The sequence below is a fragment of the Salinivibrio proteolyticus genome, from assembly GCF_027286365.1.
Classification (GTDB): domain Bacteria; phylum Pseudomonadota; class Gammaproteobacteria; order Enterobacterales; family Vibrionaceae; genus Salinivibrio; species Salinivibrio proteolyticus.
This window is the reverse complement of the sequence record NZ_CP114584.1, coordinates 325,001-351,467: the sequence shown is the minus strand read 5'-3', so window position 1 is coordinate 351,467 and position 26,467 is coordinate 325,001. Positions and strand designations below refer to the sequence as shown.

Genomic DNA, 26,467 nt, shown 5'->3' with positions numbered 1-26,467 from the left:
TTTTTTTTCATTGCGCTGTCATTTTGATGATTTTTTCATCGAAAAACATGCCAGCTTCCTATTTTGTCCACTTTGCTATTGCGACATCGGTGCCTCTTGGCAAGAGGGACGGATGACTAATTCGGTCTTCGCATGCTGTGTCGGTGTTGCTTCATAGTAACTGAGGTAACAAGACGGTGCGGGATTATCATGATACATCCACACGTAATCGACGCCGGCTTGGCTGTCATGCGGCTTGGGCAGCCAGCGCTCTTCTTCTTTAAGTACACCAATCAATTGCGGTAAGTCATTGGCTACAGGATACCCAAACTGCACATCAATGGTGACGCCTTCGACCGTCAACGTTCCGCGAGGCTGATCCGCGATATTCGAGGCTTGCGCTTGTTCATAGGTCTGTACCATCACATTATCAATGGCGCTTTTTAGCCCTTTTAACGCCGTTACGTTCGCGTCCGCCTCATAATCATAGAATTTGGGCACCGCAACAACCACAAGCAAACCTAAGGTACACAACAGAAGAATAAATTCGAGCCATGTTCTCCCTGCCTGTTGCTTACGATTCACTTGATTCTCCTCTGTTGTCATCGTTTCCCCCAGCGGCGGCGTTTCTTTTGCGCAGGATGAGGCGACATTTCCGCACCGAGTAAGCGCCCTTGCCCCCCCACGACGCCCAGCTCTTTGACCACCTGCCACTCTAGGTCCGTTTCCACACCTACTGCCAAGACGTCGGTGGTAGTAGCTTCACACGCCCCCAGCATACTGCGTAAGTACAATTGGTTTTCAGGGCGCTGATGAATATTACGCACTAAGCTACGATGTAACTTGATATACGCTGGCTGAATATCTTTTACATAGTGAGTGCTCACTACTGTTCGACCAGCTTGGTCGACCACGAGTCGGCACCCTAACGCGGCTATCATTCTCAAACAAGGGCGCGCCGCGTCAAATTGCGCCACTAAGGCACCTTCAGACACTTCCACCAACAAACGATTGAGGATACTTCGGGGTGTTTGCAATAACGCATCACGCAACCAAATCACAAATTCGCGTTGGCAAAGTGAGTGAACACTTACATTTATAGCATAATTGTCGATATGATCAGCGGTTTTTAACCACCACAGCGCACGGCTCACCGTCGCTTTATCAAACACCACATCCATACCGACCAACTCGACCCCAGGCCAGAATCGAGAGGCTTTTAACACCTTGCCATTTTCGTCTTTGATCCGACCTAAAAGTTCATAGTGAAGACGGGTTTTGCCATCCCGCGCATAGACAGGTTGGCGATACAGCATCGGTCCTTCCCCCGCCATCACCGATTCCAACAGCGTACGCCAGCGCACACTGCCGCGTTTGTCTAAGCGGCGAATGTCTTTGTCAAATTGCGACCAGCCGCTATGCCCTTCCAGTTGGGCCGCTCGCAGAGCACGCTCGGCTTCATCCATCAAGCGACCTCGGCGCTCTCCCGCCCCAAATGAGGTCATGCCCATATGGAACCAGTTGTCGGCATCCAGCGTATCTGGCGGGCTAAGCTTGTTAAGTGCGTTGGTAAGTTGAGACAAAAAGGGATGGACTTCTTCCCCAGCTTGGTTAACCAACAGAATGGCAAAATCCGAGGCAAAGTAGCGAGCCAGTACCGCATCAGGAAAACGTTGGATCGCATTCGATAACACACTGCCCATGCCTTGAATCAGCGCATCAGCGCCTTCTTGCCCCTGCTGTTCAAGCAAGTCTTCCCAGTCGGCGACACGCACTAAAATCAAGCTACCTTGGCTCGCATCATCGCTGGCTAACGTGTGCAAGCGGTTATCAAACATGACTCGGTTCGCCGCTCCAGTCAGCTGATCAAGGAAGGTATTAGTGCGAATAAAGGTATCAAAGCGACTTCGCTCTTGGCGAGCTTCTTTCAATTCCTCGATTAATTGCGTCAATGCGGCACTGGCAGGGATCGGCCACTCGTGAGTATCGCCATGTTGCGCTTCATCAAGCCTGCCAGCTAAGATTAAGCGCCCTCGCTGCTCCAAGACCTCACTGCCATAAAGCTGTCGGCGTAACCATTGGATCCCCCACGCCAAGCCCAGCACAATCACCAAAATGGCCGCTGAAAGTGACGACAGCGGCCCAATGGAGTAGGCAAACTCGGCATACGGGGGCACAAAGGTCAGCTTCACAGCAAAGCCGGGGTTATTCGCCAGCGGAATGTCTCGGGTAATCGCTTGTTGCGTGGTCGGGGCTTGATAATGAATTTGCTCGTACTGATAAAGGATGCCCGCATCGGAGTAGATGGTCAGCGAGGTGACATCACTCGCCTTGAGCATTTTAGGCAGCCAACGTGAAAAATACTGGTTGTCCCGTTGCTCGGTGGCCATTTCCTGATCGATCACCTCCACCATGCCATCCACATAGTGTGAGATAAAATCGATACCTAATTGACGAAAGCTAATTGCCCCACCGATAAATAAGACAAAAATGGCACACACCACAATCAGGGTGACAAACGCCACTAATCGATTGGTAAGCTTCATGCCGCTAACTTTGATGGCGTTGGCTGTTCTTTCCATGATTCTCTGCTGATTCAGGTCGCCTTGATGGTCGAGTAGTCGGTATTATCAGGCTTGGTTATCATAATGTGAATGCTTGTCTGACGATTGGTTATCACCTTTTCCACTATTAAGAGGTTTCATGGACTGGATTACCTGCACACAAAGCTTTATCTGTGTGGTTGAACAAGGCTCTTTGGCACAAGCCGCCACCAAGTTACACACCTCAAGTTCTGCACTGTCAAAGCGGTTAAGCTGGCTTGAGAGCCAACTGGGCGTGCAGCTGTTAAAGCGCACCACCCGAAGCCTGTCCATGACAGATGCTGGCGATCTGTTTTATCAACGCGCCAAAGCGTGGGTGGACGATTGGCAACAGCTGGTCAGCGAGACCGCATCCACGTTTGGCGAAGTCAGTGGCATCCTGCGTATCGGTGCGCCATTGGTGACAGGGAACCGCTTTTTGGTCAACTTTATTGCTGAGTTTCTTGAGATCTATCCGAAAATCAAAGTCGAACTGACTACGCTGACCCCCGGCCAATTGCCCGATCTGAATTTAGATGTGGTGATCAGTCGAGAGCTCGACTACTTCAACTCAGCCAGCTACATCGCGGCCAAGCTATTTGATTTTCAGCCCGGTTTTTTCGCCGCCCCCAGCTACCTCGCTCGTCACGCGCCGATCACCTCACCAACGCAACTGACCGAGCACAACGTATTGCTATATGGCAATTCACACCAACCTCAAGAACGTGTTTTTGAGGACGGAACGCGCTTGCAGTTATCTGGCAACTTTGTCTCTCCCAACCCTGAAGCGCTAGTGAGCGCGGCTGTGATCGGGATGGGGATCATTCTTGGCGGCGCTGGCACCGTCCAAAAAGAGCTCGATCAAGGGTTACTGGTCCCCGTTTTACCAACCCTGAAACAGCCCCGCACATCTGCCTATGCCTACTATCCAAAGTTGGACTATAACCATACCAAGACCAAATTATTTATCGATTTTATCAAGCAAAAAGTTAAGAACTTGTATATCTAAGGGAATGCCACGGCTTAAAAAGCGATAGCGCATGCGCGGCTTTGCGCGATTTTGGAAAAAGTATTTTATTTTTTGTCTATATATCGATAACAACTGCCGCGCTAAGGTAAGGGTCTTTACTCACCTCACAAAACGGACGCGAGATCCATGTCTTACTACAATCCTAACTATCCCGACACACCGGCACTCAAACGTGCGGCCAAAAAGCGTATTCCCGCCTTTGCCTTTGATTATTTATGTGGTGGATGCCACGACGAAATCGGTCTCGCTCATAATTTTGATCGCTTTGAAGACGTCAAGCTACAGTCTGATCTTTTGGCTCCCACCCCTGACATTGATTTATCCGTTGAGCTCTTCGGCCACCGCTATGCCGCGCCCTTTGGCATTGCGCCTGTTGGCTTACAAGGCTTGATGTGGCCTAAAGCGCCTGAAATTCTTGCCAAAGCCGCACTGGAAGCCAATGTTCCCTACGTGCTCAGCACAGTGTCGTCGGCAAGTCTTGAAACCATTGCCGACATTTCTGAGGGCACCGCGTGGTATCAGCTCTATAACCCAACCGATGCCAAGATCCGCGAAGATCTGATGGGCCGCATTAAGCGTGCAGGCTACAAGGTTCTCCTCGTCACCGTCGATGTACCAACCTTTGGTTATCGCCCTCGTGACATCAAAAACGGCTTAGCCATGCCACCCAAAATGAACCTACGCAATATTGCACAAATGATGCAATGTCCAAGCTGGTGTTGGCATACCTTGCTGGCGGGGGTACCGGAAATGCAAACCCTCAAACCCTACATGCCGAAGAACATGCCCACCAGCGAGTTGGCAAACTTTATGAACAATACCGTGATGGGTGCAGTGGATTTTGAAAGCCTGAAAGTGATCCGTGACAACTGGGATGGCCCCTTGATTCTCAAAGGACTGGTCAATCCTGAAGACGTCGCTCAGGCCGTTGCCCTAGGTGCTGATGGGGTGGTGCTATCCAACCATGGAGGCCGTCAGTTAGATATCGGCGAATCGCCGCTCGATACCATTCGGGCTATCGACAAGGCCTATGGGGATAAAATTAAGCTGTTGCTAGACAGCGGCGTACAAAGCGGTGGCAACGTTGCGCAGGCGATGGCCATGGGAGCCGACTTTACCTTGCTGGGCCGTACCTTTGTTTATGCGTGCGGCGCCGTGGGGCATCATGGTGGCGAGCACGCGATTGAAATGCTCAAACAGCAAATGACGCAAGTCATGGGGCAGTTAAAGTGTCCAACGCCGACACAACTGCCACATTTCCTCAAAGCCGGACCCGGTGTTTAAGTTCATCAGATAAAGAAAAGCCCCGTAACAACGGGGCTTATCGCTTGTCGAGTAAACCGTTTTTTAGAACGGAATATCGTCGTCAAAGTCAGGCAGATCGTTGTACTGCTGCTGAGGTTGCGATTGCGGCTGAGATTGCGGCGCGGCTTGCTGCTGAGGCGGCTGCTGGTTGAAGTTGTTTTGTGGCTGTTGAGGCTGACCCCATCCACCTTGCTGCTGCGACTGCTGCATTGGCTGACCTTGGCCTGGTCCGGCACGGCCACCAAGCATTTGCATGCTGCCGTTAAAGCCTTGTACCACTACTTCTGTTGAGTAGCGGTCTTGACCACTTTGATCTTGCCATTTGCGCGTTTGCAGCTGCCCTTCAATATAAACTTGCGAGCCCTTACGCAAATACTCGCCAGCCACTTCTGCGGTCTTACCAAACAGGACCACGCGATGCCATTCGGTTTTTTCACGCATCTCGCCAGTGCTCTTGTCGCGCCATGACTCCGAGGTCGCTAGGCTTAAGTTCGCCACTGCACCACCGTTCGGGAGATAACGGATTTCCGGATCATTGCCCAAATTACCAATCAAGATGACTTTGTTTATGCCACGGCTGGCCATAGGTGACTCCCACTCTTGTTACACGCGAAAACATTTTCGCCTACTGGATAAATAAACACGAAGTCTAGCACGAGCGTCAAAGAGGTTCGATGCTTTTCCACGCGATCTAGTTCCAGATTCTGTATTCACGCTGCGAACCTAAGAACGGTCATACGCTTACATATACGTAGACAACAAAAATAGTTTAGACTGAATAAAGTCCCCGCGTGAGCGCCTCTCTGCGCTGAATTATGCAATAATACGCACATCGGTGAGCACGCTTTACGTCAGATAAGTAGGAACTTTATGAGCAAGGCAGAAACTACGTCCGATTCTTACACACTGCTTCTCATCTCTCAGCCCAGCATGTCTGTCTCTGCATTGATCGCGTGTTTAGAAAAAGAAATCCGCGGCACCGTTGAACTCGTGAGTCCAGATACGATTCACGAAAAGCTTACCGAGCGTTCTGGGTTAGTCCTGATTGATTTAAGTGCCTTTGACGACACCGCCACCGAGCGTCTTAAACATGCACTCACACCGTATGCTGATCAGCATGTGTTTGCTCTCCTCAATGCCCATGATCTTACCGCGAAGGAATTGGCAAGCTGGCCCTTTATTAAAGGGGTATTTAAGAAAGACGATGAGCTAAGCCATCTGTGCTACGGCGTTGAGAAGATGTTCTCGGGAGAATATTGGCTCCCCCGCCACAAAATGGCTGCGCTGATTCACTACTATCAACAGCATTATCAGCAAACTATCGATGAACAAGCCATCGTGCTCACCAACCGTGAGCAAGAAATCTTACGGCATCTGGTCACAGGCGCATCGAATCAAGATATTGCCAATGCGCTTGCGGTCAGCGAGCACACGGTTAAATCGCATTTGTATAATGTTTTCAAAAAGATAAATGTAAAAAATCGCGTACAAGCTGTTTTTTGGGCGAAAAACAACTTATCGTTAATCGGATCGGTCGGGCTCGAACTCGGTCCTGACAGTTACGATGATTAATCGCGAATACATCCTCCCGATCCCAACGGCGCACTCGCGCCGTTTTTGCAATAAGGAAGTCGCAAATGGCCTTTGATGTTTTTAATGGCGATGCCGACGGGCTAACCGCACTGGTACAGTGGCGCCTCGCTTATCCTCAAAACACCACCCTTATCACTGGTGTGAAGCGGGATATTGCGTTGTTGCAACACGTCCCAGTTGAGACCGAACAGGTCAATGTGTTTGATATCTCGATGGCAAAAAATCGTCCTGCCTTAGAGGCCTTATTGCAGGCGGGAGCCAGCGTTTTTTATGCAGACCACCATGACAGTGGGCCGCTTCCGACCTCGCCGTTATTGGATGCGCACATTCATACTGCATCGAATACCTGTACCGCACTGATTATTGACGCCCTACTCGGTGGCCAATATCGTCATTGGGCGCTCGTGGGCGCGTACGGTGACAACCTGAACCGCAGTGCTGACGCCCTAGTGAAGCAAAGCGAGATCGATACCGCCACGCGCGACCGCCTACAGCGCTTAGGGGTGTATCTAAACTACAACAGTTATGGTGCCAGTTTGGATGATCTACTTATGCCGCCTGCAGTGCTTTATCGCCACATTGCCGGATTTGAAACGCCTGACGACTTTATGCAAGCCTATCCAGATATCGTGATGGCGCTCGCGGAGGGATACCAAACCGATCGTGCTCATGCAGAACAACTTACTGCCGAGTATGACTATGCCGGTGGTGCCGTCTATCTACTACCCAATGCGCCTTGGGCGCGGCGTATCAGCGGCATGTTCGGCAATCAGCTTGCCAACCAATCGCCCGATAAAGCTCACGCGGTATTAACGCCAACACCGGATGGAGACTGGATGGTTAGCATTCGCGCCCCCTTAAACCGTCCCCTAGGCGCAGTGGCTCTCGCACAACAATTTGCCACTGGCGGAGGGCGAGAAGGCGCGGCTGGAATCAATGCCTTGCCACAAACAAAGCTATCCGACTTTGTATCGGCTTTCAGTCGCCACTACCCGTAAGTTTGCTCAGCCTCTTATCTCTGTCTCGCGTGAGCATGGGTAAAGAGTGTGAACTAACGCATATTCATGTCGTCAGAGTCTGGGTGAGCGATGAGTGAGGCCGTGCGTTTCGCTATACTGGAGCGATCGCGGCTTGCTTCCCTGCGCGTCGCCCAGCAAAATAATGCCCAACCTATTGCTGTGGATGGTGTATTTGATTGCCATTCACGTAAATCACGCTGCGGCCTGTATGGCCACATCAGTGACGAATAAAGGATCCAAGATGATTAACAAATGTCTGTTCCCCGCCGCCGGTTATGGTACGCGCTTTCTACCCGCGACCAAGTCCATGCCCAAAGAGATGATGCCTGTCGTCAATAAACCATTGATTGAGTACGGTGTTGATGAAGCACTTGAAGCAGACATCCACGGCATGTGCATTGTAACGGGTCGCGGTAAGCATGCGATCATGGATCATTTCGATAAGAACTATGAGCTGGAGCATCAGATCAGCGGCACCAACAAAGAAGTGCTGTTGGATGATATCCGTAACACCATCGAAAAAGCCTCGTTTACCTATATTCGCCAACATGAAATGCGTGGCTTAGGACACGCCATTTTAACCGGTCGTGAACTGGTGGGTGATGAAGCATTTGCGGTCGTGCTGGCGGATGACCTGTGTATCAACCCGGGGCATGGCGTGCTTAAACAAATGGTGGCGCTATACAAACAATTTCGCTGTTCTATCGTCGCGGTGGAAGAAGTACCCGAAGATGAGACCCATAAATACGGGGTTATTTCCGGGCAAGAGATCAAAGACGACCTTTTCCGCGTAGACAACATGGTGGAAAAACCTGACCCGGGTACAGCGCCGAGCAATTTAGCCATTATCGGCCGTTATATTTTAACCCCTGATATTTTTGAACTGCTCGAAAACACACCACCGGGCAAAAACGGTGAAGTGCAAATCACTGACGCCTTGCTCAAGCAAGCGCAAGCCGGATGTGTGTTGGCCTATAAATTTAAAGGGGAGCGCTTTGACTGTGGCAGCGTGGAAGGCTTTATCGAAGCCACTAATCATTGCTATCAAAACCTCTACTTAGGCGGCAAAAACAAAGACGAAGCCACGGTTAAAAACCCGTAACCCCCGCTCTGCGTTGCGTCTCGACGTAAGGACTTTCCACCTTGGCAAAAGGCTGTGTAAATATACAGCCTTTTTTGTTTGGTCACAGCGCCGTCTGTGCGATACTGGGCACCGGTGACCAATAAGTGAGCTGACTGAGAAGTAGGATAACAATGGATAATATCGACGTCAGAGGCGCGCGTACGCACAACCTCAAAAACATCAACCTAACTATTCCCCGCGATAAGTTGATTGTCATCACCGGGCTCTCTGGATCCGGAAAATCATCTTTAGCCTTTGATACCTTGTATGCAGAAGGACAACGTCGCTATGTTGAGTCTTTGTCGGCTTATGCGCGCCAGTTCCTCTCTTTGATGGAAAAGCCCGACGTTGATCATATTGAAGGCTTGTCCCCCGCTATCTCCATTGAGCAAAAATCAACCTCGCATAACCCGCGCTCAACCGTGGGTACCATCACCGAAGTGTACGATTACTTACGCTTGCTGTATGCGCGGGTCGGCGAGCCTCGCTGTCCGACCCATGATGTGACCTTGGCCGCTCAGACGATTAGCCAAATGGTCGATAAAGTGCTTGCCCTACCAGAGGGCAGCAAACTGATGTTGCTCGCCCCGATTATCAAAAACCGCAAAGGCGAGCACGTTAAAACTCTCGAAAACCTTGCCGCACAGGGCTTTATTCGCGCACGTATTAATGGCGAAGTCTGCGATCTGTCCGATCCACCGACACTCGAACTACATAAAAAACACACCATTGAAGTGGTGGTAGATCGCTTTAAAGTCCGTGAAGATCAACAGCAACGCTTAGCGGAATCGTTTGAAACCGCCCTCGAGCTCACCGGCGGCAGCGCGGTGATCAGCTGGATGGATGGCGACGGCGAAGAGCTGATCTTCTCTGCCAATTTTGCCTGCCCGCATTGCGGTTACAGCATGCAAGAGTTAGAGCCACGCCTGTTTTCCTTTAATAATCCGGCTGGCGCTTGCGGCACCTGTGATGGCTTAGGCGTACAACAGTACTTCGATCCTAAACGGATTATTCAAAACCCTGCGGTCAGCCTCGCCGGTGGGGCTATTCGAGGCTGGGATCGACGCAATTTCTACTACTTTCAGATGCTACGCTCACTCGCTGATCACTACGACTTTGATCTCGAGCTGCCGTGGCAAGATCTGTCTGGCACCATTCAAGACATTCTGCTTTACGGTTCAGGCCCGAAAGAGATCGAGTTTAAATACGTCAACGATCGGGGCGATATTCGTGTACGCAAACATCCATTTGAGGGGATCCTCAACAATATGGAGCGTCGCTACCGTGATACCGAATCTAATGCGGTACGTGACGAGCTGGCTAAGTACATTGCGACTAAACCGTGTGCAAGCTGTGGCGGGTCACGATTGCGTCAGGAAGCACGCCATGTCTTTATTGATGGCCGCAACTTACCTGAAATTTGCGAGCTGAGCATTCAACAAGCCCTCGACTTTTTTGAACAACTGACCTTATCGGGTCAACGTGCCAAAATTGCCGAAAAAGTGATGAAAGAGATCCATGACAGATTACGCTTTTTGGTCAATGTCGGGCTTAATTATCTTAACTTGTCACGAAGCGCCGATACGCTTTCTGGCGGGGAAGCACAGCGTATCCGCTTGGCGAGTCAAATCGGGGCTGGCCTGGTCGGAGTAATGTACGTGCTTGATGAACCCTCCATTGGTTTGCATCAACGAGATAACGCACGCTTACTCGATACGCTGGAGCATTTACGCGATCTCGGAAACACCGTGCTTGTGGTCGAGCATGATGAAGACGCCATTCGCGCCGCCGACTACGTGATTGATATTGGTCCAGGCGCTGGTGCTCACGGCGGACAAATCGTGGCCGAGGGCAGCCTCGACGATATTCTCAACAATGACAACTCGCTAACCGGACAGTACCTCAGCGGCAAGCAGGCGATTGCCGTTCCAGAGACCCGTCGCCCTCGAGATCCCGACAAAATGTTGGTGCTTAAAGGCGCAACAGGGAACAACTTAAAACATGTCGATTTACACTTGCCCGTAGGCTTATTCACCTGTGTCACCGGCGTATCTGGGTCAGGAAAGTCGACATTAATTAACGATACCTTCTTTAAAGTGGCCCACCAGCAACTCAATGGTGCCACCACCGCCGAACCCGCGCCTTACGAGTCTATTGACGGGTTAGGACATTTCGACAAAGTGATCGATATTGATCAAAGCCCCATTGGGCGTACTCCACGTTCAAACCCAGCCACCTATACGGGGATCTTTACGCCGATACGTGAGCTCTTCGCCGGCACGCAAGAGGCTCGGGCACGCGGGTATAAAGTGGGTCGCTTTAGCTTTAACGTACGCGGCGGTCGCTGCGAAGCCTGCCAAGGCGATGGGGTGATCAAAGTAGAAATGCACTTCTTGCCCGATGTGTATGTGCCTTGTGATGTGTGTAAAGGGAAACGCTACAACCGCGAAACACTCGAAGTGCGCTATAAAGGCAAAACTATCGATGAAGTCTTGGAAATGACCGTCGAAGACGCACGTGAATTTTTCGACGCCGTCCCCGCTATCAAGCGTAAGCTACAAACGTTGATGGATGTCGGTCTGAGTTATATACGTCTAGGCCAAGCCGCCACCACCTTATCAGGCGGCGAAGCACAGCGGGTAAAACTGGCCCGTGAGCTATCTAAGCGCGATACCGGTAAAACGCTATATATCCTTGATGAGCCGACAACCGGCTTGCACTTCCATGATATTCAGCAGTTGCTGAATGTGTTGCATCGCTTACGCGAACAGGGCAACACCATTGTGGTGATCGAGCATAACCTAGATGTGATTAAAACCGCAGATTGGATCATCGATTTAGGACCTGAAGGCGGTAACGGCGGCGGTGAAATCATTGCTCAAGGTACGCCAGAAGAGATCGTCAATGTGGTTGGTAGCCATACGGCCCACTTCTTGAAGCCCATGTTGGAGCGATAATGACACAGGCGTTACCCACCCACCGAGTGAAACGAAAACCGCTTACGGTGCCCTTTTTAGGGGCACTGGCGGCGTTATGGCTGATCTGTTTGCCATTGTATTCGGTCGACTTGCCGTTGGTGGGTATTCGCCATCCTGCTGCCGCTCTGTCGTTACTCACGCTTAGCTTGGTATTGGGGTTCGCCGGACTGGAAGTGTGGCGACAGCACACATGGCGCGTCACTCACTTAACTTGGGCGTTAGTGGCCGCCACGCTCTGTGCCAGTGTGCCATATCTTTATCCGCAAGCGGCAACGCTAAATAGCGGCTATGCCATCGCCGCATTGGTCCTCAGCTTCGGTTTTTTCTCCAGCTTACAGCAGTTTATTTTTAATCATGCCCAGCGACAAAAGCTACTGGCCATTTTGATGCTTGCCTCTTGGTTGGCCATCCTCTCCGTCTTAGGCAACCAATCGCCACCGGGCATAGCGCCTTTTAAGTTTGAACATTGGGTGCCGCATTTACCCTCTGCCGTGACCCATGCGTTATTACTCACCGGCCTAAGTTTGGCGGCTTATCTGCTCGCCCGAGAGCCAAGTAACCGCTACCGCCATCCGATAACGCAAAGCGTGTTGGTGTTCACGCCTGTGGTTATCCTGCCCGTGCTTGCCATGCAAGGACGACCGCTACTGCTCCTGTTTGCCCTTTGCGCCATTGCCTTGCAACAGGTTTACCTCAGTCGCTTTGCGACGCGGCGCCAGCATCTTGCGTGGCTGGCCGCCATGTCTGCCGGTGCGTTACTCGCGGTGTTCGGACTGACCGGGCAAGAAAGCTGGCAATGGCTCACGCCTCAAGACAAACGCGTACTGTGGCTTGCCTGGCAGCAATTTCAACAAACGCCTTTTTTTGGCGTTGGCATGGGTCATGGACAAACTACTCTACTGCTCGCATCGGCGGCACATCCGGGACACACTGGCCCCGTGAAATTGCCGAGCGCGCTAGCATTGTGGTTATTGGAAGGTGGGCTTGTGATAGCACTGGCGTATCTTGCGGTGATACTGCCACTGGCGCTTCGCATTATCCGCGCCCCTTCTGGCACGCGGCGTATGCTCGTTGCGCTCGTGCTTCCGCCACTCACTGGCTTGCTTATCTATCCGGCCAGCGGTACGCAGTGGTTTAACGGTATTTTACTGCTCATGTGGCTGTACTGGCTGGATAATTTAACCAGCAAATACCAACGAATCACATTTTCTACCGCCGAATATGGGCAGCGTATCTCGACACGCAGTATTGCCACTGTAATGATCTTGGTGGGATTGTTGTGCCTATCATCGGTGTATTTAGCCAATCGCTACCTGCGTGACTCTTTATTAACCTCTCAGCGTATTACGCTCTACCAGCAACATCCATGGTGGCAAAGCAAACTCACCCAAGGGCTCGCGGAACAGCACTTTCAGCACACCCTAGAGACGCTGTCGGATGCCGAGCGCCACCAGCACCTGAACCTATGGCTGCAGCATGTGGCACAACACCCCACGTTTGCGGGCTACCAGCATGCTTACCAGATTGCACTGCAAATTGGCGATACGCAGCGGGCACGCGATATTCAGCAAGAGGCGCGATATTTGTTTCCGCAAGCCGCCAAGGTGTGGACCACTCGCCACACCTTACCGATGCGCACTCCGCCGGAATAACGTACGCCTAGCGCAGTGCGTCGCCCAATGCTTTTAAGCATAGCGCGATGTTTTCTTCACGCGCACTGTAGCCCATTAAGCCAATTCGCCATGCCTTACCAGCGAGATCGCCCAAGCCTGCACCGATTTCGAGGTTATAGGTGTTGAGCAAATGTTGGCGTACCGCGCCATCATCGACGCCATCCGGGATATACACCGCGTTCAATTGCGGCAAGCGATAAGGCTCATCCACCACAAAGCGGATACCTAAATCGTCCAACCCCGCTTTTAAGCGTTGATGCATGGTTCGATGACGCTGCCAAGCGTTCTCAATTCCCTCTTGATATAACTTGAGCAATGATTCATGTAACGCATACAGACTATTGACCGGTGCAGTATGGTGATAACTGCGTTTGCCGTCACCGCTCCAATAGCCCAGCACTAAGCTTTGATCGAGAAACCAGCTTTGCACCTTGTGGGTGCGCGCTTGCATTTTTTCAACGGCACGCGCCGAGAAGGTGACTGGCGATAGGCCCGGGACGCATGACAAGCATTTCTGACTACCAGAGTAGACCGCATCAAGTTGCCATTCATCGACTTTCAAGGGTACACCGCCAAGTGATGTTACGGCATCAACAATTGTAAGGCAGCCGTGCTCGCGCGCCAGCGTCGCCAGTGTTTGCGCATCTGAGCAAGCGCCCGTGGAGGTTTCAGCATGAACAAACGCGACGATGCTAGCTTCTGGGTGCGCTTTTAATGCCGCTTCCACCTTTTCAGGGCTGACAGGCTCGCCCCATGCATCGTCAACCATCACCGCGTGTGCACCACAGCGTTCAACGTTTTCTCGCATTCGGTCGCCAAACACCCCATTGCGACAGACAATCACGGTATCACCGGGCTCTACAAGGTTAACGAAGCACGCTTCCATTCCTGCACTCCCGGGGGCAGAGACCGCAATGGTAAACGGATTCTCGGTCTGAAAGGCATATTGTAAGAGCTGTTTGACCTCATCCATCATCGCAATAAAAAGGGGATCGAGATGTCCCAACGTCGGACGACTCAACGCCTGCAACACTTGCGGAGAAATATCAGACGGGCCAGGGCCCATCAGGGTGCGCTCTATCGGCTGAAATGAGCGGATATCGGAAATTGAAGTTGCCATAACCTATCCTTGTGTCTGCTAAATTTGCGCTTTCCGTTATAGCATACTTTGTGTTCATCGCCCCATTGTCACATTGCGAACTTACGTGCTAGAGCGCATATTCAACGGGTGGCGGATAGCAGCGATATAGGTGCCTGATCGTCGCTTTGCAACTCAATTGGCGGTTGACAACCACTCACCAGCGCCCGTAATGTAACCACTCACCATGTGGATCAACACATGGCCGAACATACAGAAGAGGTGCATCACTCAGGCAGTTATCACGCGGAGCCCTACTCCAAGGCGTGATAATCAGGGGAGGCGATGCCGAGGGGGTTCCGACAGGGTAAGGAGCCGCCGGCCATGAAGGCTGAATCCTTCAGGCTGTCACTTGTCATCCATTTGGACAGACAGGTGGAGCGCTTCTGGCAGAATGCCTGCCGTTTGCTCTTCCTTTTTGCTCGCGTTTGCGACGTGACTTCTGATGTTCCCCACTGACTTTTAAATATGTTGAATCAATGAGCACGAGCTCAAAAGGGGAAAAGGACGTGAACCCGTTACCATCTATTTCAGTCGCTAAATTTGGCGGCACCAGTGTTGGCACCTTTGCCGCCATGCAACAAAGTGCCGCAGTGATTATGCGCCATCCTGAGACCCGTTTTGTAGTGATTAGCGCATGTGCCGGCGTCACCAACCATCTTGTCGCCTTAGCCCAAGGCATAAAAAACGATGTCTTACGCCAAAACACACTGGATGCAATAGACGCTATCCACCAGCAAATACTGGCAGCTTTGCCCGCTTGTCATCACACCCAAGAAGCAGTGCGAACGCTCCACCAGCAGATTATCTCCTTGAGTGAGCAAGCCTGTGAGGCCCCGAGCGAAGCGCTTACCGATGCCTTGGTTGCCTGTGGCGAGCTTACCTCTACGCACCTGTTTACTCGCTTGCTCGTCCATCTTGGCCTGCCCGCAGTTCGGATTGATGCCCGCGAATATTTGAAAACGGATAGCCAATTTGGTCACGCTATTCCAGATATCGCCCTAACTCAGCAACAGTGTCAGCGCTTGAATGCGCAGCTAGACAATCACATTCTCGTGACCCAAGGCTTTATCGGTGCCGACAAAGAAGGACGAACGACCACTCTTGGCCGAGGAGGCAGCGACTACAGTGCCGCTTTGTTTGCCGAAGCGCTCGGGGCAACAAGCTTGGCGATTTGGACCGATGTACCGGGCATTTATACTACCGACCCACGCCTCGCTGCCAAAGCACGTCCTATTGCTGAGATCAGCTTTAGTGAAGCTTCGGAGATGGCGACGTTTGGCGCCAAAGTGCTCCACCCGTCCACGCTATTACCCGCGGTACGCCAGCATATTCCTGTCTTTGTCGGGGCGGCCTGTGCGCCGGAAAAAGGCGGGACTTGGATCCGAGAACACGCGGAATCATCCCCCCTATTCCGCGCCATTGCGTTGCGCCGAAATCAAACCATGGTGACCTTGACCAGCTTGACGATGTTCCAAGCGTATGGCTTTCTTGCCAACGTCTTCGCGATCCTAGCGCGCTATCAGATCTCCGTCGATCTGATCACTACCTCCGAAGTCAGTGTGTCTTTGACACTCGATCAAACCAATACACAAGGTGAGGTGCCCCGTTTGCCTGATGCCGCCTTGGAGGAACTCTCGACCTTGTGCCATGTTGACGTTTGCCAACACTTGGCCGTGGTCGCCTTAATTGGTAATGAGATGCGTCATACTCCGGGGGCGGTGACGCCGGTATTTAACGCCTTAGATACCGCCACCTTGCGCATGATTTGTTATGGCGCGAGTAATCACAATGTCTGTATGGTGGTTGATGACGACAGTGCCACCGAGGTGGTGCAGCGTTTACATACACAGCTTTTTGAGTAAAACCCAAAAGAAAAGCCAGCGTGCGCTGGCTTTTCTCGGTTAGGCATTAAGATTAGGGCCTAGCCACTTTTCAGCTTCCTCAAGACACCAGCCTTTACGTGCCGCGTAGCTATCACGTTGATCGTTTTGAATTTTCGCTACCGCAAAGTAACGTGACTCTGGATGGGAAAAATACCAACCCGAAACCGACGCGCCCGGCCACATGGCATAGCTTTCGGTAAGTGTCATCCCCGTATGCGCTTCTACCGATAGCAATTGCCAAATCTTGCCTTTCTCACTGTGTTCAGGACAGGCGGCATAACCTGGCGCTGGCCGGATCCCTTGGTATTGTTCGCGGATCAGGGCGTCGTTATCGAGCGTCTCATCGGGCGCATACCCCCACAAGGTGATCCGAATTTGCTGGTGAAGATATTCCGCAAAGGCTTCTGCGAGTCGATCCGCCACCGCTTGGATCATGATCGCGTTGTAGTCATCCCCTTTCGCTTTGTACTCTTCCGCCAAAGCATACTCACCAATACCGCCTGTCACCGCAAATGCACCAACCCAATCCGGCTGACCGCTGCTTTTCGGCGCAATAAAGTCTGACAAGCAATAGTTCGCACCACGCGGCTTTTGTGTTTGCTGGCGCAAATGATTCAATATCGTGCTCACCGTTTTTCGTGACGAGTCGGTATACACTTCAATATCATCATCCACGCTATTGGCAGGAAAGAGGCCACACACCCCTTTTGCCGCTACCAAGCCTTCTGCCTCGAAACGATCGAGCCAAGCATTGGCGTCTTGATACAAACGACGGGCTTCCTCCCCCACCAGCTCGTGATCCAAGATCGCGGGGAATTTGCCACTGAGAGACCACGTCATAAAGAAAGGCGTCCAGTCGATATACTGACGTAAGGTCGCTATCGAAACATCATCGTAAACATGGATGCCCGGCTTCGCCGGTTGCGGAGGCATATAGTTTGCCCAATCCGTTTGCCACTTGTTATCGCGAGCCTGCTCCAAGGTCACCGGTGGCGTGCGGGGCGCTTTACGCTGATGCTGCTCACGCACAGTGTCATACTCGTTGGCCAAACGCGCGACAAAATCAGGTCGCTGCGTCTCGGATAATAACGAGGAGCACACCCCAACCGCACGCGACGCGTTGGGTACATAGACCACGGGCGCATGGTAATGCTGCTCAATTTTCACCGCGGTATGGGCTTTGGAGGTGGTCGCACCGCCAATCAGCAGAGGAATATCAAACCCTTGTCGCTCCATCTCTTTCGCCACGTTCACCATCTCATCTAACGATGGGGTGATCAGACCCGACAGACCAATAATGTCGACGTTTTCTTCTCGAGCCACCGACAGGATTTTATCGGTCGGCACCATCACGCCAAGATCAATAATCTCAAAGTTATTACACTGCAGCACCACGCCCACAATGTTTTTGCCAATGTCGTGTACATCGCCTTTGACGGTGGCAAGCAGGATCTTGCCATTAGTCTGCCCTTGCTGCTTTTCAGCGTTGATGTAAGGTTCAAGGTACGCCACCGCTTGCTTCATCACCCGAGCCGACTTCACCACTTGTGGCAGGAACATCTTGCCTTCGCCAAACAAGTCCCCAACCACGTTCATGCCCGCCATCAACGGGCCTTCAATGACTTCTAGGGGTTTACTCGCTGCCGCGCGAGCCAGCTCGGTATCTTCAACAATAAATTCTGTAATGCCTTTGACCAGTGCATGTTCCAGCCGCTTTTCTACTGGCCAGCTACGCCACTCCGCGGTTTCCGCGACCTCGCTCTCACCACTATCACGATAGCTGTCGGCGATCTCCAATAACCGCTCCGTGGCACCATCGTCTTTGTTGAGCACCACATCTTCTACTGCCAAGCGCAGCGATTCAGGCAAATCATCATAGATGGCTAACTGGCCCGCATTGACGATCCCCATGTCCATGCCATTTTTGATGCAGTGATACAAAAACACCGCATGAATAGCCTCACGGACGGGGTTGTTGCCTCGAAACGAAAACGACACATTTGAGACACCGCCAGAGATCATGGCATGCGGTAACGTTTGCTTGATATCAGCCACGGCGTTGATGAAGTCGACCGCGTAGTTATTGTGCTCATCAATGCCGGTGGCAACCGCAAAGATATTGGGATCGAAGATAATGTCTTCCGGCGGAAAACCGACTTGCTCGACCAGAAGATGATAGGCCCGCGTACAGATTTCTACTTTTCGTGCCTGAGTATCGGCCTGTCCTTGCTCATCAAACGCCATCACTATCACCGCTGCACCATAGCGACGGACTAAACGTGCTTGGTGAAGAAAGGCTTCTTCTCCTTCTTTGAGCGAAATAGAGTTGACGATGCCTTTCCCTTGAATGCACTTAAGGCCAGCTTCAATCACCTCCCATTTGGAGGAGTCAATCATCACGGGCACACGGGCGATATCCGGCTCGGCCGCGCAAAGATTGAGAAATCGCACCATGGCCTTTTCGGCATCCAACATGCCCTCATCCATATTGATATCGATGATTTGGGCGCCGTTTTCCACTTGCTGCAATGCCACTTCAAGCGCTTCGTCATATTGCTCTTCAACGATTAAACGTTTAAAGCGTGCTGAGCCGGTCACATTGGTGCGCTCACCCACATTAACGAACAAGCTATCGCCATTAATGGTTAGTGGCTCGAGTCCAGATAAGCGACAGGCGACGGGATGAGCCGGCAAGGGGCGAGGAGGATGCGTCGCAACAACATCACTGATCGCTTGAATATGTTCGGGGGTGGTCCCGCAACAGCCACCGACCAAGTTGATAAAGCCAGATGCCGCCCACTCATCAATGTGTGTCGCCATCTGTTCAGGAGAGAGATCATATTCGCCAAAGGCGTTGGGCAACCCCGCGTTCGGGTGGACAGAGACAAAGCCCTCACAAATGTCGCTCAGCTCTTTAACGTATTGGCGCAATTCCGCCGGCCCGAGCGCGCAGTTCAAGCCAAAAGACAGTGGCTCGACATGACGCAACGAGTGATAAAAAGCGGCGGTGGTTTGTCCGGATAAGGTACGCCCAGATGCATCAGTGATGGTGCCGGAGATCATAATGGGCAGGCGCAAACCACGAGTATCAAAGACCTTCTCCACCGCAAACGCACAGGCTTTGGCGTTCAAGGTATCAAAGATGGTCTCCAACATGATGATATCTACACCGCCCTCAATGAGGGCTTCGGTAGACTCAGCATACACGTCGACTAACTGATCAAAACTGACATTGCGAAAGCCCGGGTCATTCACATCCGGTGAAATTGAGCACGTTCGATTAGTGGGCCCTAACACACCCGCGACAAAGCGGGGTTTAGTTGGCGTTTTCGCCGTCCACGTATCAGCAACCTCACGCGCAAGCCGAGCGGCCGCTAAGTTGATTTCCGCACTCAGCGCTTGCATGTCGTAATCGGCCATCGCGATTCGGGTGGCGTTAAAGGTATTGGTTTCAATAATGTCCGCGCCCGCAGCCAGATAATCACTATGTAGGGCAGCGATTTTATCGGGTTGAGTCAGCACCAGAAGGTCATTGTTACCTTTTACATCACAGTGCCAATCTTTGAAACGCGCGCCACGATAATCGGCCTCATTGAGCCCTAGCCCCTGAATCATGGTGCCCATACCACCATCGATTACCAAAATACGTTCGCGCAGTTGCTGTGTCAGTCGGTCCATACTCATTACGCTTATCATCTTCCTCATTGCGATAATTTCATCCTACCACAGCGAAAATGGAAATCTAGACGTCTATTTAAATGAATTAATATTGATCTATTTCAAATCTGCTGTTCGTTTTGGAAGCGATTTCTATTAATATTTTGTAACTCTTTTTTCCACTCCCTAGCCGTATCAGGAATGATGTATGTCAACCTACGCTATCCTCAGCTTTATGGCCGCTGCCGCCATTATCATCGCGTTTATTAACAGTAAAATTAGCCGCGTCCAAACCACCATCGCAATCACGGCGGGTGCACTTTTACTGTCTTTAGGGATAGTGATTGCCGGTCAGTATCAAGCCCTGCCTCTAAAGGCGATTGCCGCGCAAACCTTAGGGGATATTCATTTTGAGGAGTTTCTCCTTGAGGGCGTGCTTGGCTTTCTACTTTTTGCTGGAGGGTTGGGCGTCAAACTGCCTTCGTTTTCAGACCAAAAATGGGAAATCACCACTCTTGCACTCGGTGCGACGCTGCTCTCCGTGTTTTTAGTTGGATCTGGTGTGTGGGGCGTGTTCCAACTGATTGGGGTACAATTTGATTATATTTACTGCTTACTTTTCGGCGCCCTTATCTCACCCACGGACCCCATTGCCGTGCTTGCGATTGTCAAAAAATTACATGCCCCCATGCGTATTACCACCCAAATCGAAGGCGAGTCGTTGTTTAACGATGGTTTTGGCTTGGTGGTGTTTGTGACTATTTTCACCCTCGCATTCGGACATCAAAACCCAACCTTGGCGGGCACCCTGTCGCTGTTTGCGCAAGAAGCGATTGGCGGCATATGTTACGGCCTAGTTTTAGGCTATGCCTTTCACCGTTTGATTTGTGCCACTAACGATCACTCCATGGAGCTGTTGCTCACTTTAGCCATTCCCAGTGCTGGCTATGTGCTCGCCGATATGCTGCATGTTTCCGGACCACTGGCAATGGTCGTCTCCGGGATCATGATCGGTAACTGGACCCGCTTTATTGGCTTTTCCAAAGAAAGTGAAGATCACCTCGACCATTTCTGGGAACTGGTCGATGAATTTCTTAACAGCTTACTGTTCTTGCTCATCGGCTTAAGCTTGTTGCAAATCACCTTTCATGAAGAGGACTGGATTGTAATGGGTTGTGTCGTGCCTTTAGTGCTAGCGGCTCGCTATTTGAGTGTCAAAGCCTGCTATCTCGGTTTCCGATGCTTTCGCGAATATAACCCGTGGGCTGTGCGCATTCTCACATGGGGAGGATTGCGTGGAGGCCTCGCCTTGGCCATGGCCATGGCGGTACCAGCTGGCATTATTGTGGTCCCAGAAAAACAAATCGATGTCAGAGAGCTGATTTTGGTGATGACTTACGCGGTGGTGGTGTTTTCTATTTTGGTACAAGGCTCAACCATGACCGGCATGGTTGATAAAGCAAACGCAGTTCAAGACGAGATGGACAAGCGCCTTCAATGAACTCCGCTCCTTTGTCTATCATAAAGGCGCCAGATGGCGCCTTTTTTATTCATCAAGCGTAAAGTTAGACGCTGAAAATGTATCCAAATCGAAGGGGGTTTGCTGATAGACACAATAGTTCAGCCAATTCGCAAACAGCAGATGCCCGTGACTGCGCCAGCTCACATACGGTGGCTGAGAAGGATCGTCATCCGGGTAATAGTTAATGGGGATCACCGGCTCCATCCCCTCCTCTAAATCACGGTGATACTCATCATGCAAGGTATGCGCATCATACTCAGGATGCCCAGTGACAAACACATTGCGCTTATCTTTGGTCGCGGCCAGATACGTACCCGCCTCATTAGAGGTGGCTAAGATATCCAGATCGGTATGTTCATCCAAATAATGGGGAGAAAAGTCTGCATAACGTGAATGAGGCGCTAAGAAGCTATCATCAAAGCCGCGTAATAGCGGATGCTTAGATAACTCCCTATTTACCTGATGGCGATAAACACCTGATAGCTTTTCTTTGCGTGTTTTCTTAGGCAAATCGTAAAGTAGCTTTAATCCTGCTTGCGCTGCCCAACAGATATAGAGTGTGGAGGTGACATGTTGGTGTGCCCAATTCATCACATCCTGTAAATGCTCCCAGTAAATCACGTCCTCAAATTGCACTAAGCCGAGAGGCGCGCCTGTCACAATCAAACCATCAAAGTTACGCCCCCGCACAGCCTCAAACTGGCGATAGAAGGTATCAAGATGTTCAGTCGGCGTGTTCTTGCTTGGTCGATTGTCTATCCGTAAAAGCTCAACATCCACTTGCAAAGGGCTATTAGAGAGCAGGCGCATAAATTGCGTTTCTGTCTCGATTTTCTTTGGCATCAGGTTTAGAAGCAGGACTTTCAGCGGACGGATGTTTTGGCTTACCGCACGCGTTTCTGTCATCACAAAGATATTTTCACGCCGCAGAATATTGGTCGCGGGAAGTTGGTCCGGAATTTTAATCGGCATCACTGCCTCCTAGAGATGTTTAGACGTCCAGATATCTAATAACATAACGCAGCCCATTATGGAGCTCAAGCAATAATCACGCAGGATAAAACAATACTCTATTGAGGATAGAAAGGAATCGGTATGGAAGGACAATACGTAAAAACGAAAAAGCCCTCCGCGAATGCGGAGGGCTTAAAAATAACTCTTGGCAGTGACCTACTCTCACATGGGGAGACCCCACACTACCATCGGCGCAGCAACGTTTCACTTCTGAGTTCGGCATGGGTTCAGGTGGTGCCGTTACGCTATGGCCGCCAAGAAAATACTGGTGCTGATAGGCAGATTTGAACTGCCGACCTCACCCTTACCAAGGGTGCGCTCTACCAACTGAGCTATATCAGCGAAAACACTTCATCAAAGTCTTACACATATCTGCTTTGATGATTAAATTCGTTTTTGCCTTCAGATTTTTTCAAAAATCTGAAAACAAGAAAGCAAGCCTGGCGATGTCCTACTCTCACATGGGGAGACCCCACACTACCATCGGCGCTGCTTCGTTTCACTACTGAGTTCGGCATGGAATCAGGTGGGTCCAAAGCGCTATGGTCGCCAAGCAAAATTTGGTGTGTCTTCACTTTTCAGTCAAAACACCTAATCTAGAAAGCTGTTCGTTCTCGCCACAATCAACTGGCTTATTTCAAGTCCAACCCAAAACCTCTTGGGTGTTGTATGGTTAAGCCTCACGGGCAATTAGTACAGGTTAGCTCAACGCCTCACAGCGCTTACACACCCTGCCTATCAACGTCGTCGTCTACGACAACCCTTTAGAGAGCTCGAAGCTCTAGGGATGACTCATCTCGGGGCCAGCTTCGCGCTTAGATGCTTTCAGCGCTTATCTGTGCCGAACTTAGCTACCGGGCAATGCGTCTGGCGACACAACCCGAACACCAGCGGTTCGTCCACTCCGGTCCTCTCGTACTAGGAGCAGCTCCCCTCAATCATCCAACGCCCACGGCAGATAGGGACCGAACTGTCTCACGACGTTCTAAACCCAGCTCGCGTACCACTTTAAATGGCGAACAGCCATACCCTTGGGACCGACTTCAGCCCCAGGATGTGATGAGCCGACATCGAGGTGCCAAACACCGCCGTCGATATGAACTCTTGGGCGGTATCAGCCTGTTATCCCCGGAGTACCTTTTATCCGTTGAGCGATGGCCCTTCCATTCAGAACCACCGGATCACTATGACCTACTTTCGTACCTGCTCGAGCCGTCACTCTCGCAGTTAAGCGGGCTTATGCCATTGCACTAACCTCACGATGTCCGACCGTGATTAGCCCACCTTCGTGCTCCTCCGTTACTCTTTGGGAGGAGACCGCCCCAGTCAAACTACCCACCAGGCACTGTCCTCACCCCGGATAACGGGGCTAAGTTAGAACATCAAACATACAAGGGTGGTATTTCAAGGATGGCTCCACAGCAACTGGCGTCGCCGCTTCAAAGCCTCCCACCTATCCTACACATGTAGGCTCAATGTTCAGTGCCAAGCTGTAGTAAAGGTTCACGGGGTCTTTCCGTCTAGCCGCGGGTACACAGCATCTTCACTGCGATTTCAATTTCACTGAGTCTCGGGTGGAGACAGCGTGGCCATCATTACGCCATTCGTGCAGGTCGGAACTTACCCGACAAGGAATTTCGCTACCTTAGGACCGTTATAGTTACGGCCGCCGTTTACCGGGGCTTCGATCAATGGCTTCTCTTGCGATAACCACATCAATTAACCTTCCGGCACCGGGCAGGCGTCACACCGTATACGTCATCTTTCGATTTTGCACAGTGCTGTGTTTTTAATAAACAGTTGCAGCCACCTGGTATCTGCGACTGCCCATAGCTCCATCCGCAAGGGACTTCACCGCGGGCAGCGTACCTTCTCCCGAAGTTACGGTACCATTTTGCCTAGTTCCTTCACCCGAGTTCTCTCAAGCGCCTTGGTATTCTCTACCCGACCACCTGTGTCGGTTTGGAGTACGGTTGCTACTTACCTGAAGCTTAGAGGCTTTTCCCGGAAGCATGGCATCAATGACTTCACCACCTTGGTGGCTCGACATCGTGTCTCGGCCTTGATTTCCCGGATTTGCCTAAGAAATCAGCCTACGCACTTGAACCTGGACTACCATCGCCAGGCCCACCTAGCCTTCTCCGTCCCCCCATCGCAGTAAGCAGCAGTACGGGAATATTAACCCGTTTCCCATCGACTACGCCTTTCGGCCTCGCCTTAGGGGCCGACTTACCCTGCCCCGATTAACGTTGGACAGGAACCCTTGGTCTTCCGGCGAGGAGGTTTTTCACCCCCTTTATCGTTACTCATGTCAGCATTCGCACTTGTGATACCTCCAGCATGCCTCTCAGCACACCTTCAACAGCTTACACAACGCTCCCCTACCCAATATCCATAAGGACATTGCCGCAGCTTCGGTGTATCGCTTAGCCCCGTTACATCTTCCGCGCAGGCCGACTCGACCAGTGAGCTATTACGCTTTCTTTAAATGATGGCTGCTTCTAAGCCAACATCCTGGCTGTCTGAGCCTTCCCACATCGTTTCCCACTTAGCGATAACTTTGGGACCTTAGCTGGCGGTCTGGGTTGTTTCCCTCTCCACGACGGACGTTAGCACCCGCCGTGTGTCTCCCGGATAGTACTTACTGGTATTCGGAGTTTGCAAAGGGTTGGTAAGTCGGGATGACCCCCTAGCCTTAACAGTGCTCTACCCCCAGTAGTATTCGTCCGAGGCGCTACCTAAATAGCTTTCGGGGAGAACCAGCTATCTCCGAGTTTGATTGGCCTTTCACCCCTAGCCACAGGTCATCTCCTAACTTTTCAACGTTAGTGAGTTCGGTCCTCCAGTTGATGTTACTCAACCTTCAACCTGCCCATGGCTAGATCACTCGGTTTCGGGTCTAATGCTAGCAACTACACGCCCAGTTAAGACTCGGTTTCCCTACGGCTCCCCTATGCGGTTAACCTTGCTACTAACATTAAGTCGCTGACCCATTATACAAAAGGTACGCGGTCACCCCACAAGGGAGGCTCCCACTGCTTGTACGTAGACGGTTTCAGGTTCTATTTCACTCCCCTCACAGGGGTTCTTTTCGCCTTTCCCTCACGGTACTGGTTCACTATCGGTCAGTCAGGAGTATTTAGCCTTGGAGGATGGTCCCCCCATGTTCAGACAAGATATCACGTGTCCCGTCCTACTCGTTTTCACGACTAAGGCGCTGTCGGTTACGGGGCTATCACCCTTTATTGCCAGGTTTTCCAACCTGTTCACCTAACGCCTAAGCCGCTTAAGGGCTGCTCCGGGTTCGCTCGCCGCTACTGCCGGAATCTCAATTGATTTCTTTTCCTTCGGGTACTTAGATGTTTCAGTTCCCCGAGTTCGCCTCTTAGCGCTATGTATTCACGCTAAGATACCTGCTTATGCAGGTGGGTTTCCCCATTCGGAAATCCCAGACTCAAATGGCTTTTACTGCCTTATCTGGGCTTATCGCAAGTTAATACGTCCTTCATCGCCTCTGACTGCCAAGGCATCCACCGTCTACGCTTAGTCACTTAACCATACAACCCCAAAAGGTCTTGTATGAAAACAACTAAGGTTTTGTTTTTGCCGGACTCAAAATAGAGACTTTGCTTATCACTAAGACAAAGCCCAAGCACACTTGATTGTGTGAGTGACATTTCTGTCACTGATTGAGAACTTTACTGTCATTCTTTAAGAATGACTTGTCAGCTTTCCAGATTGTTAAAGAGCATGTCGTTTATTGCTAAACCACGTTCTAAAGATTCTTAAGCAAAAACCTTTAAAGCGTGGTGGGCGATACCGGGCTCGAACCAGTGACCCCCTCCTTGTAAGGGAGGTGCTCTCCCAACTGAGCTAATCGCCCACAATATAGTGGTGGGTTGTACAGGATTCGAACCTGTGACCAATTGATTAAAAGTCAACTGCTCTACCAACTGAGCTAACAACCC

At 51.3% G+C, this 26,467-nt stretch carries 15 protein-coding genes, 3 tRNA genes, 3 rRNA genes and 1 riboswitch; of the genes, 9 read left to right on the top strand and 12 right to left on the bottom strand.

What is annotated here, in order from left to right:
• Window positions 1–75: 75 nt before the first annotated feature.
• Together N7E60_RS01745 and csrD are read right to left on the bottom strand one after the other, a co-directional pair.
• On the bottom strand, window positions 76–585 hold the full coding sequence (locus tag N7E60_RS01745) for a hypothetical protein (protein WP_077456336.1): 510 nt from the start codon (window positions 583–585) through the stop codon (window positions 76–78).
• Entirely contained in the window at window positions 582–2,561 is a 1,980-nt protein-coding gene (csrD, locus tag N7E60_RS01740; RefSeq protein WP_269597962.1) for an RNase E specificity factor CsrD, read from the bottom strand. The genes N7E60_RS01745 and csrD overlap by 4 nt, the downstream gene beginning before the upstream one ends.
• Window positions 2,562–2,682: 121 nt before the next feature.
• Between csrD and N7E60_RS01735 the strand changes: the two genes are divergently transcribed.
• Window positions 2,683–3,570 (top strand): LysR family transcriptional regulator, encoded by an 888-nt coding sequence (locus N7E60_RS01735; protein WP_077479477.1) that lies wholly within the window; start codon window positions 2,683–2,685, stop codon window positions 3,568–3,570.
• Between the two features lie 147 nt (window positions 3,571–3,717).
• Complete coding sequence (locus N7E60_RS01730; RefSeq protein WP_269597961.1) at window positions 3,718–4,875, top strand: alpha-hydroxy acid oxidase; 1,158 nt, start codon at window positions 3,718–3,720, stop codon at window positions 4,873–4,875.
• Window positions 4,876–4,938: 63 nt separating this feature from the next.
• Here N7E60_RS01730 and N7E60_RS01725 read toward each other — a convergent pair whose 3' ends face one another.
• On the bottom strand, window positions 4,939–5,481 hold the full coding sequence (locus N7E60_RS01725) for a single-stranded DNA-binding protein (RefSeq protein WP_069588185.1): 543 nt from the start codon (window positions 5,479–5,481) through the stop codon (window positions 4,939–4,941).
• Between the two features lie 285 nt (window positions 5,482–5,766).
• Here N7E60_RS01725 and N7E60_RS01720 point away from each other — a divergent pair, with 285 nt between their 5' ends.
• The 5 genes from N7E60_RS01720 to N7E60_RS01700 all read left to right on the top strand — a co-directional run bounded on the left by N7E60_RS01720 (window position 5,767) and on the right by N7E60_RS01700 (window position 13,261).
• Complete coding sequence (locus N7E60_RS01720) at window positions 5,767–6,468, top strand: LuxR C-terminal-related transcriptional regulator (RefSeq protein WP_069588187.1); 702 nt, start codon at window positions 5,767–5,769, stop codon at window positions 6,466–6,468.
• Window positions 6,469–6,533: 65 nt separating this feature from the next.
• Window positions 6,534–7,487 (top strand): DHH family phosphoesterase, encoded by a 954-nt coding sequence (locus N7E60_RS01715; protein WP_269597959.1) that lies wholly within the window; start codon window positions 6,534–6,536, stop codon window positions 7,485–7,487.
• A gap of 262 nt (window positions 7,488–7,749) precedes the next feature.
• Entirely contained in the window at window positions 7,750–8,610 is an 861-nt protein-coding gene (galU, locus tag N7E60_RS01710) for a UTP--glucose-1-phosphate uridylyltransferase GalU (protein WP_069588192.1), read from the top strand.
• Between the two features lie 152 nt (window positions 8,611–8,762).
• Window positions 8,763–11,588 (top strand): excinuclease ABC subunit UvrA, encoded by a 2,826-nt coding sequence (uvrA, locus tag N7E60_RS01705; RefSeq protein WP_069588194.1) that lies wholly within the window; start codon window positions 8,763–8,765, stop codon window positions 11,586–11,588.
• Complete coding sequence (locus N7E60_RS01700) at window positions 11,588–13,261, top strand: Wzy polymerase domain-containing protein (protein ID WP_269597958.1); 1,674 nt, start codon at window positions 11,588–11,590, stop codon at window positions 13,259–13,261. The genes uvrA and N7E60_RS01700 overlap by 1 nt, the downstream gene beginning before the upstream one ends.
• 7 nt (window positions 13,262–13,268) lie before the next feature.
• On the opposite strand, the gene N7E60_RS01695 is transcribed toward N7E60_RS01700, so the two are convergent.
• On the bottom strand, window positions 13,269–14,402 hold the full coding sequence (locus tag N7E60_RS01695) for a pyridoxal-phosphate-dependent aminotransferase family protein (protein ID WP_269597957.1): 1,134 nt from the start codon (window positions 14,400–14,402) through the stop codon (window positions 13,269–13,271).
• Between the two features lie 227 nt (window positions 14,403–14,629).
• Window positions 14,630–14,814: riboswitch (Lysine riboswitch) on the top strand.
• An 85-nt stretch (window positions 14,815–14,899) separates the two neighbouring features.
• Here N7E60_RS01695 and lysC point away from each other — a divergent pair.
• Window positions 14,900–16,285, top strand: a complete 1,386-nt coding sequence (gene lysC / locus N7E60_RS01690) for a lysine-sensitive aspartokinase 3 (RefSeq protein WP_269597956.1) — start codon at window positions 14,900–14,902, stop codon at window positions 16,283–16,285.
• 39 nt (window positions 16,286–16,324) lie between these two features.
• On the opposite strand, the gene metH is transcribed toward lysC, so the two are convergent.
• Window positions 16,325–19,990: a methionine synthase gene (gene metH, locus N7E60_RS01685; RefSeq protein ID WP_269598529.1), complete on the bottom strand. Its 3,666-nt coding sequence runs from the start codon at window positions 19,988–19,990 to the stop codon at window positions 16,325–16,327.
• A gap of 181 nt (window positions 19,991–20,171) precedes the next feature.
• Between metH and N7E60_RS01680 the strand changes: the two genes are divergently transcribed.
• Complete coding sequence (locus N7E60_RS01680; protein ID WP_269597955.1) at window positions 20,172–21,464, top strand: cation:proton antiporter; 1,293 nt, start codon at window positions 20,172–20,174, stop codon at window positions 21,462–21,464.
• A gap of 45 nt (window positions 21,465–21,509) precedes the next feature.
• On the opposite strand, the gene metA is transcribed toward N7E60_RS01680, so the two are convergent.
• The 7 genes from metA to N7E60_RS01645 form a co-directional block, all read right to left on the bottom strand.
• On the bottom strand, window positions 21,510–22,457 hold the full coding sequence (metA, locus tag N7E60_RS01675) for a homoserine O-acetyltransferase MetA (RefSeq protein WP_077457974.1): 948 nt from the start codon (window positions 22,455–22,457) through the stop codon (window positions 21,510–21,512).
• A gap of 185 nt (window positions 22,458–22,642) precedes the next feature.
• Window positions 22,643–22,758: ribosomal RNA gene (gene rrf, locus N7E60_RS01670) — 5S ribosomal RNA — on the bottom strand.
• Window positions 22,759–22,765: 7 nt separating this feature from the next.
• Window positions 22,766–22,841, bottom strand: a tRNA-Thr gene (locus N7E60_RS01665).
• A 96-nt stretch (window positions 22,842–22,937) separates the two neighbouring features.
• Window positions 22,938–23,053: ribosomal RNA gene (gene rrf, locus N7E60_RS01660) — 5S ribosomal RNA — on the bottom strand.
• Between the two features lie 115 nt (window positions 23,054–23,168).
• Window positions 23,169–26,056: ribosomal RNA gene (locus N7E60_RS01655) — 23S ribosomal RNA — on the bottom strand.
• A gap of 250 nt (window positions 26,057–26,306) precedes the next feature.
• Window positions 26,307–26,382 (bottom strand) — tRNA-Val (locus N7E60_RS01650).
• A gap of 9 nt (window positions 26,383–26,391) precedes the next feature.
• Window positions 26,392–26,467: transfer RNA gene (locus N7E60_RS01645), tRNA-Lys, on the bottom strand.

Excerpts from the sequence above, each read along its gene's own strand:
- N7E60_RS01725 (WP_069588185.1), bottom strand. The coding sequence starts at position 5,481 with ATGGCCAGCCGTGGCATAAACAAAGTCATCTTGATTGGTAATTTGGGC.
- uvrA (WP_069588194.1), top strand. The coding sequence starts at position 8,763 with ATGGATAATATCGACGTCAGAGGCGCGCGTACGCACAACCTCAAAAAC.
- N7E60_RS01700 (WP_269597958.1), top strand. The coding sequence starts at position 11,588 with ATGACACAGGCGTTACCCACCCACCGAGTGAAACGAAAACCGCTTACG.
- N7E60_RS01745 (WP_077456336.1), bottom strand. The coding sequence starts at position 585 with ATGACAACAGAGGAGAATCAAGTGAATCGTAAGCAACAGGCAGGGAGA.
- galU (WP_069588192.1), top strand. The coding sequence starts at position 7,750 with ATGATTAACAAATGTCTGTTCCCCGCCGCCGGTTATGGTACGCGCTTT.
- lysC (WP_269597956.1), top strand. The coding sequence starts at position 14,900 with ATGAGCACGAGCTCAAAAGGGGAAAAGGACGTGAACCCGTTACCATCT.
- csrD (WP_269597962.1), bottom strand. The coding sequence starts at position 2,561 with ATGGAAAGAACAGCCAACGCCATCAAAGTTAGCGGCATGAAGCTTACC.
- N7E60_RS01720 (WP_069588187.1), top strand. The coding sequence starts at position 5,767 with ATGAGCAAGGCAGAAACTACGTCCGATTCTTACACACTGCTTCTCATC.
- N7E60_RS01680 (WP_269597955.1), top strand. The coding sequence starts at position 20,172 with ATGTCAACCTACGCTATCCTCAGCTTTATGGCCGCTGCCGCCATTATC.
- metA (WP_077457974.1), bottom strand. The coding sequence starts at position 22,457 with ATGCCGATTAAAATTCCGGACCAACTTCCCGCGACCAATATTCTGCGG.
- metH (WP_269598529.1), bottom strand. The coding sequence starts at position 19,990 with ATGAGTATGGACCGACTGACACAGCAACTGCGCGAACGTATTTTGGTA.
- N7E60_RS01735 (WP_077479477.1), top strand. The coding sequence starts at position 2,683 with ATGGACTGGATTACCTGCACACAAAGCTTTATCTGTGTGGTTGAACAA.
- N7E60_RS01695 (WP_269597957.1), bottom strand. The coding sequence starts at position 14,402 with ATGGCAACTTCAATTTCCGATATCCGCTCATTTCAGCCGATAGAGCGC.
- N7E60_RS01715 (WP_269597959.1), top strand. The coding sequence starts at position 6,534 with ATGGCCTTTGATGTTTTTAATGGCGATGCCGACGGGCTAACCGCACTG.
- N7E60_RS01730 (WP_269597961.1), top strand. The coding sequence starts at position 3,718 with ATGTCTTACTACAATCCTAACTATCCCGACACACCGGCACTCAAACGT.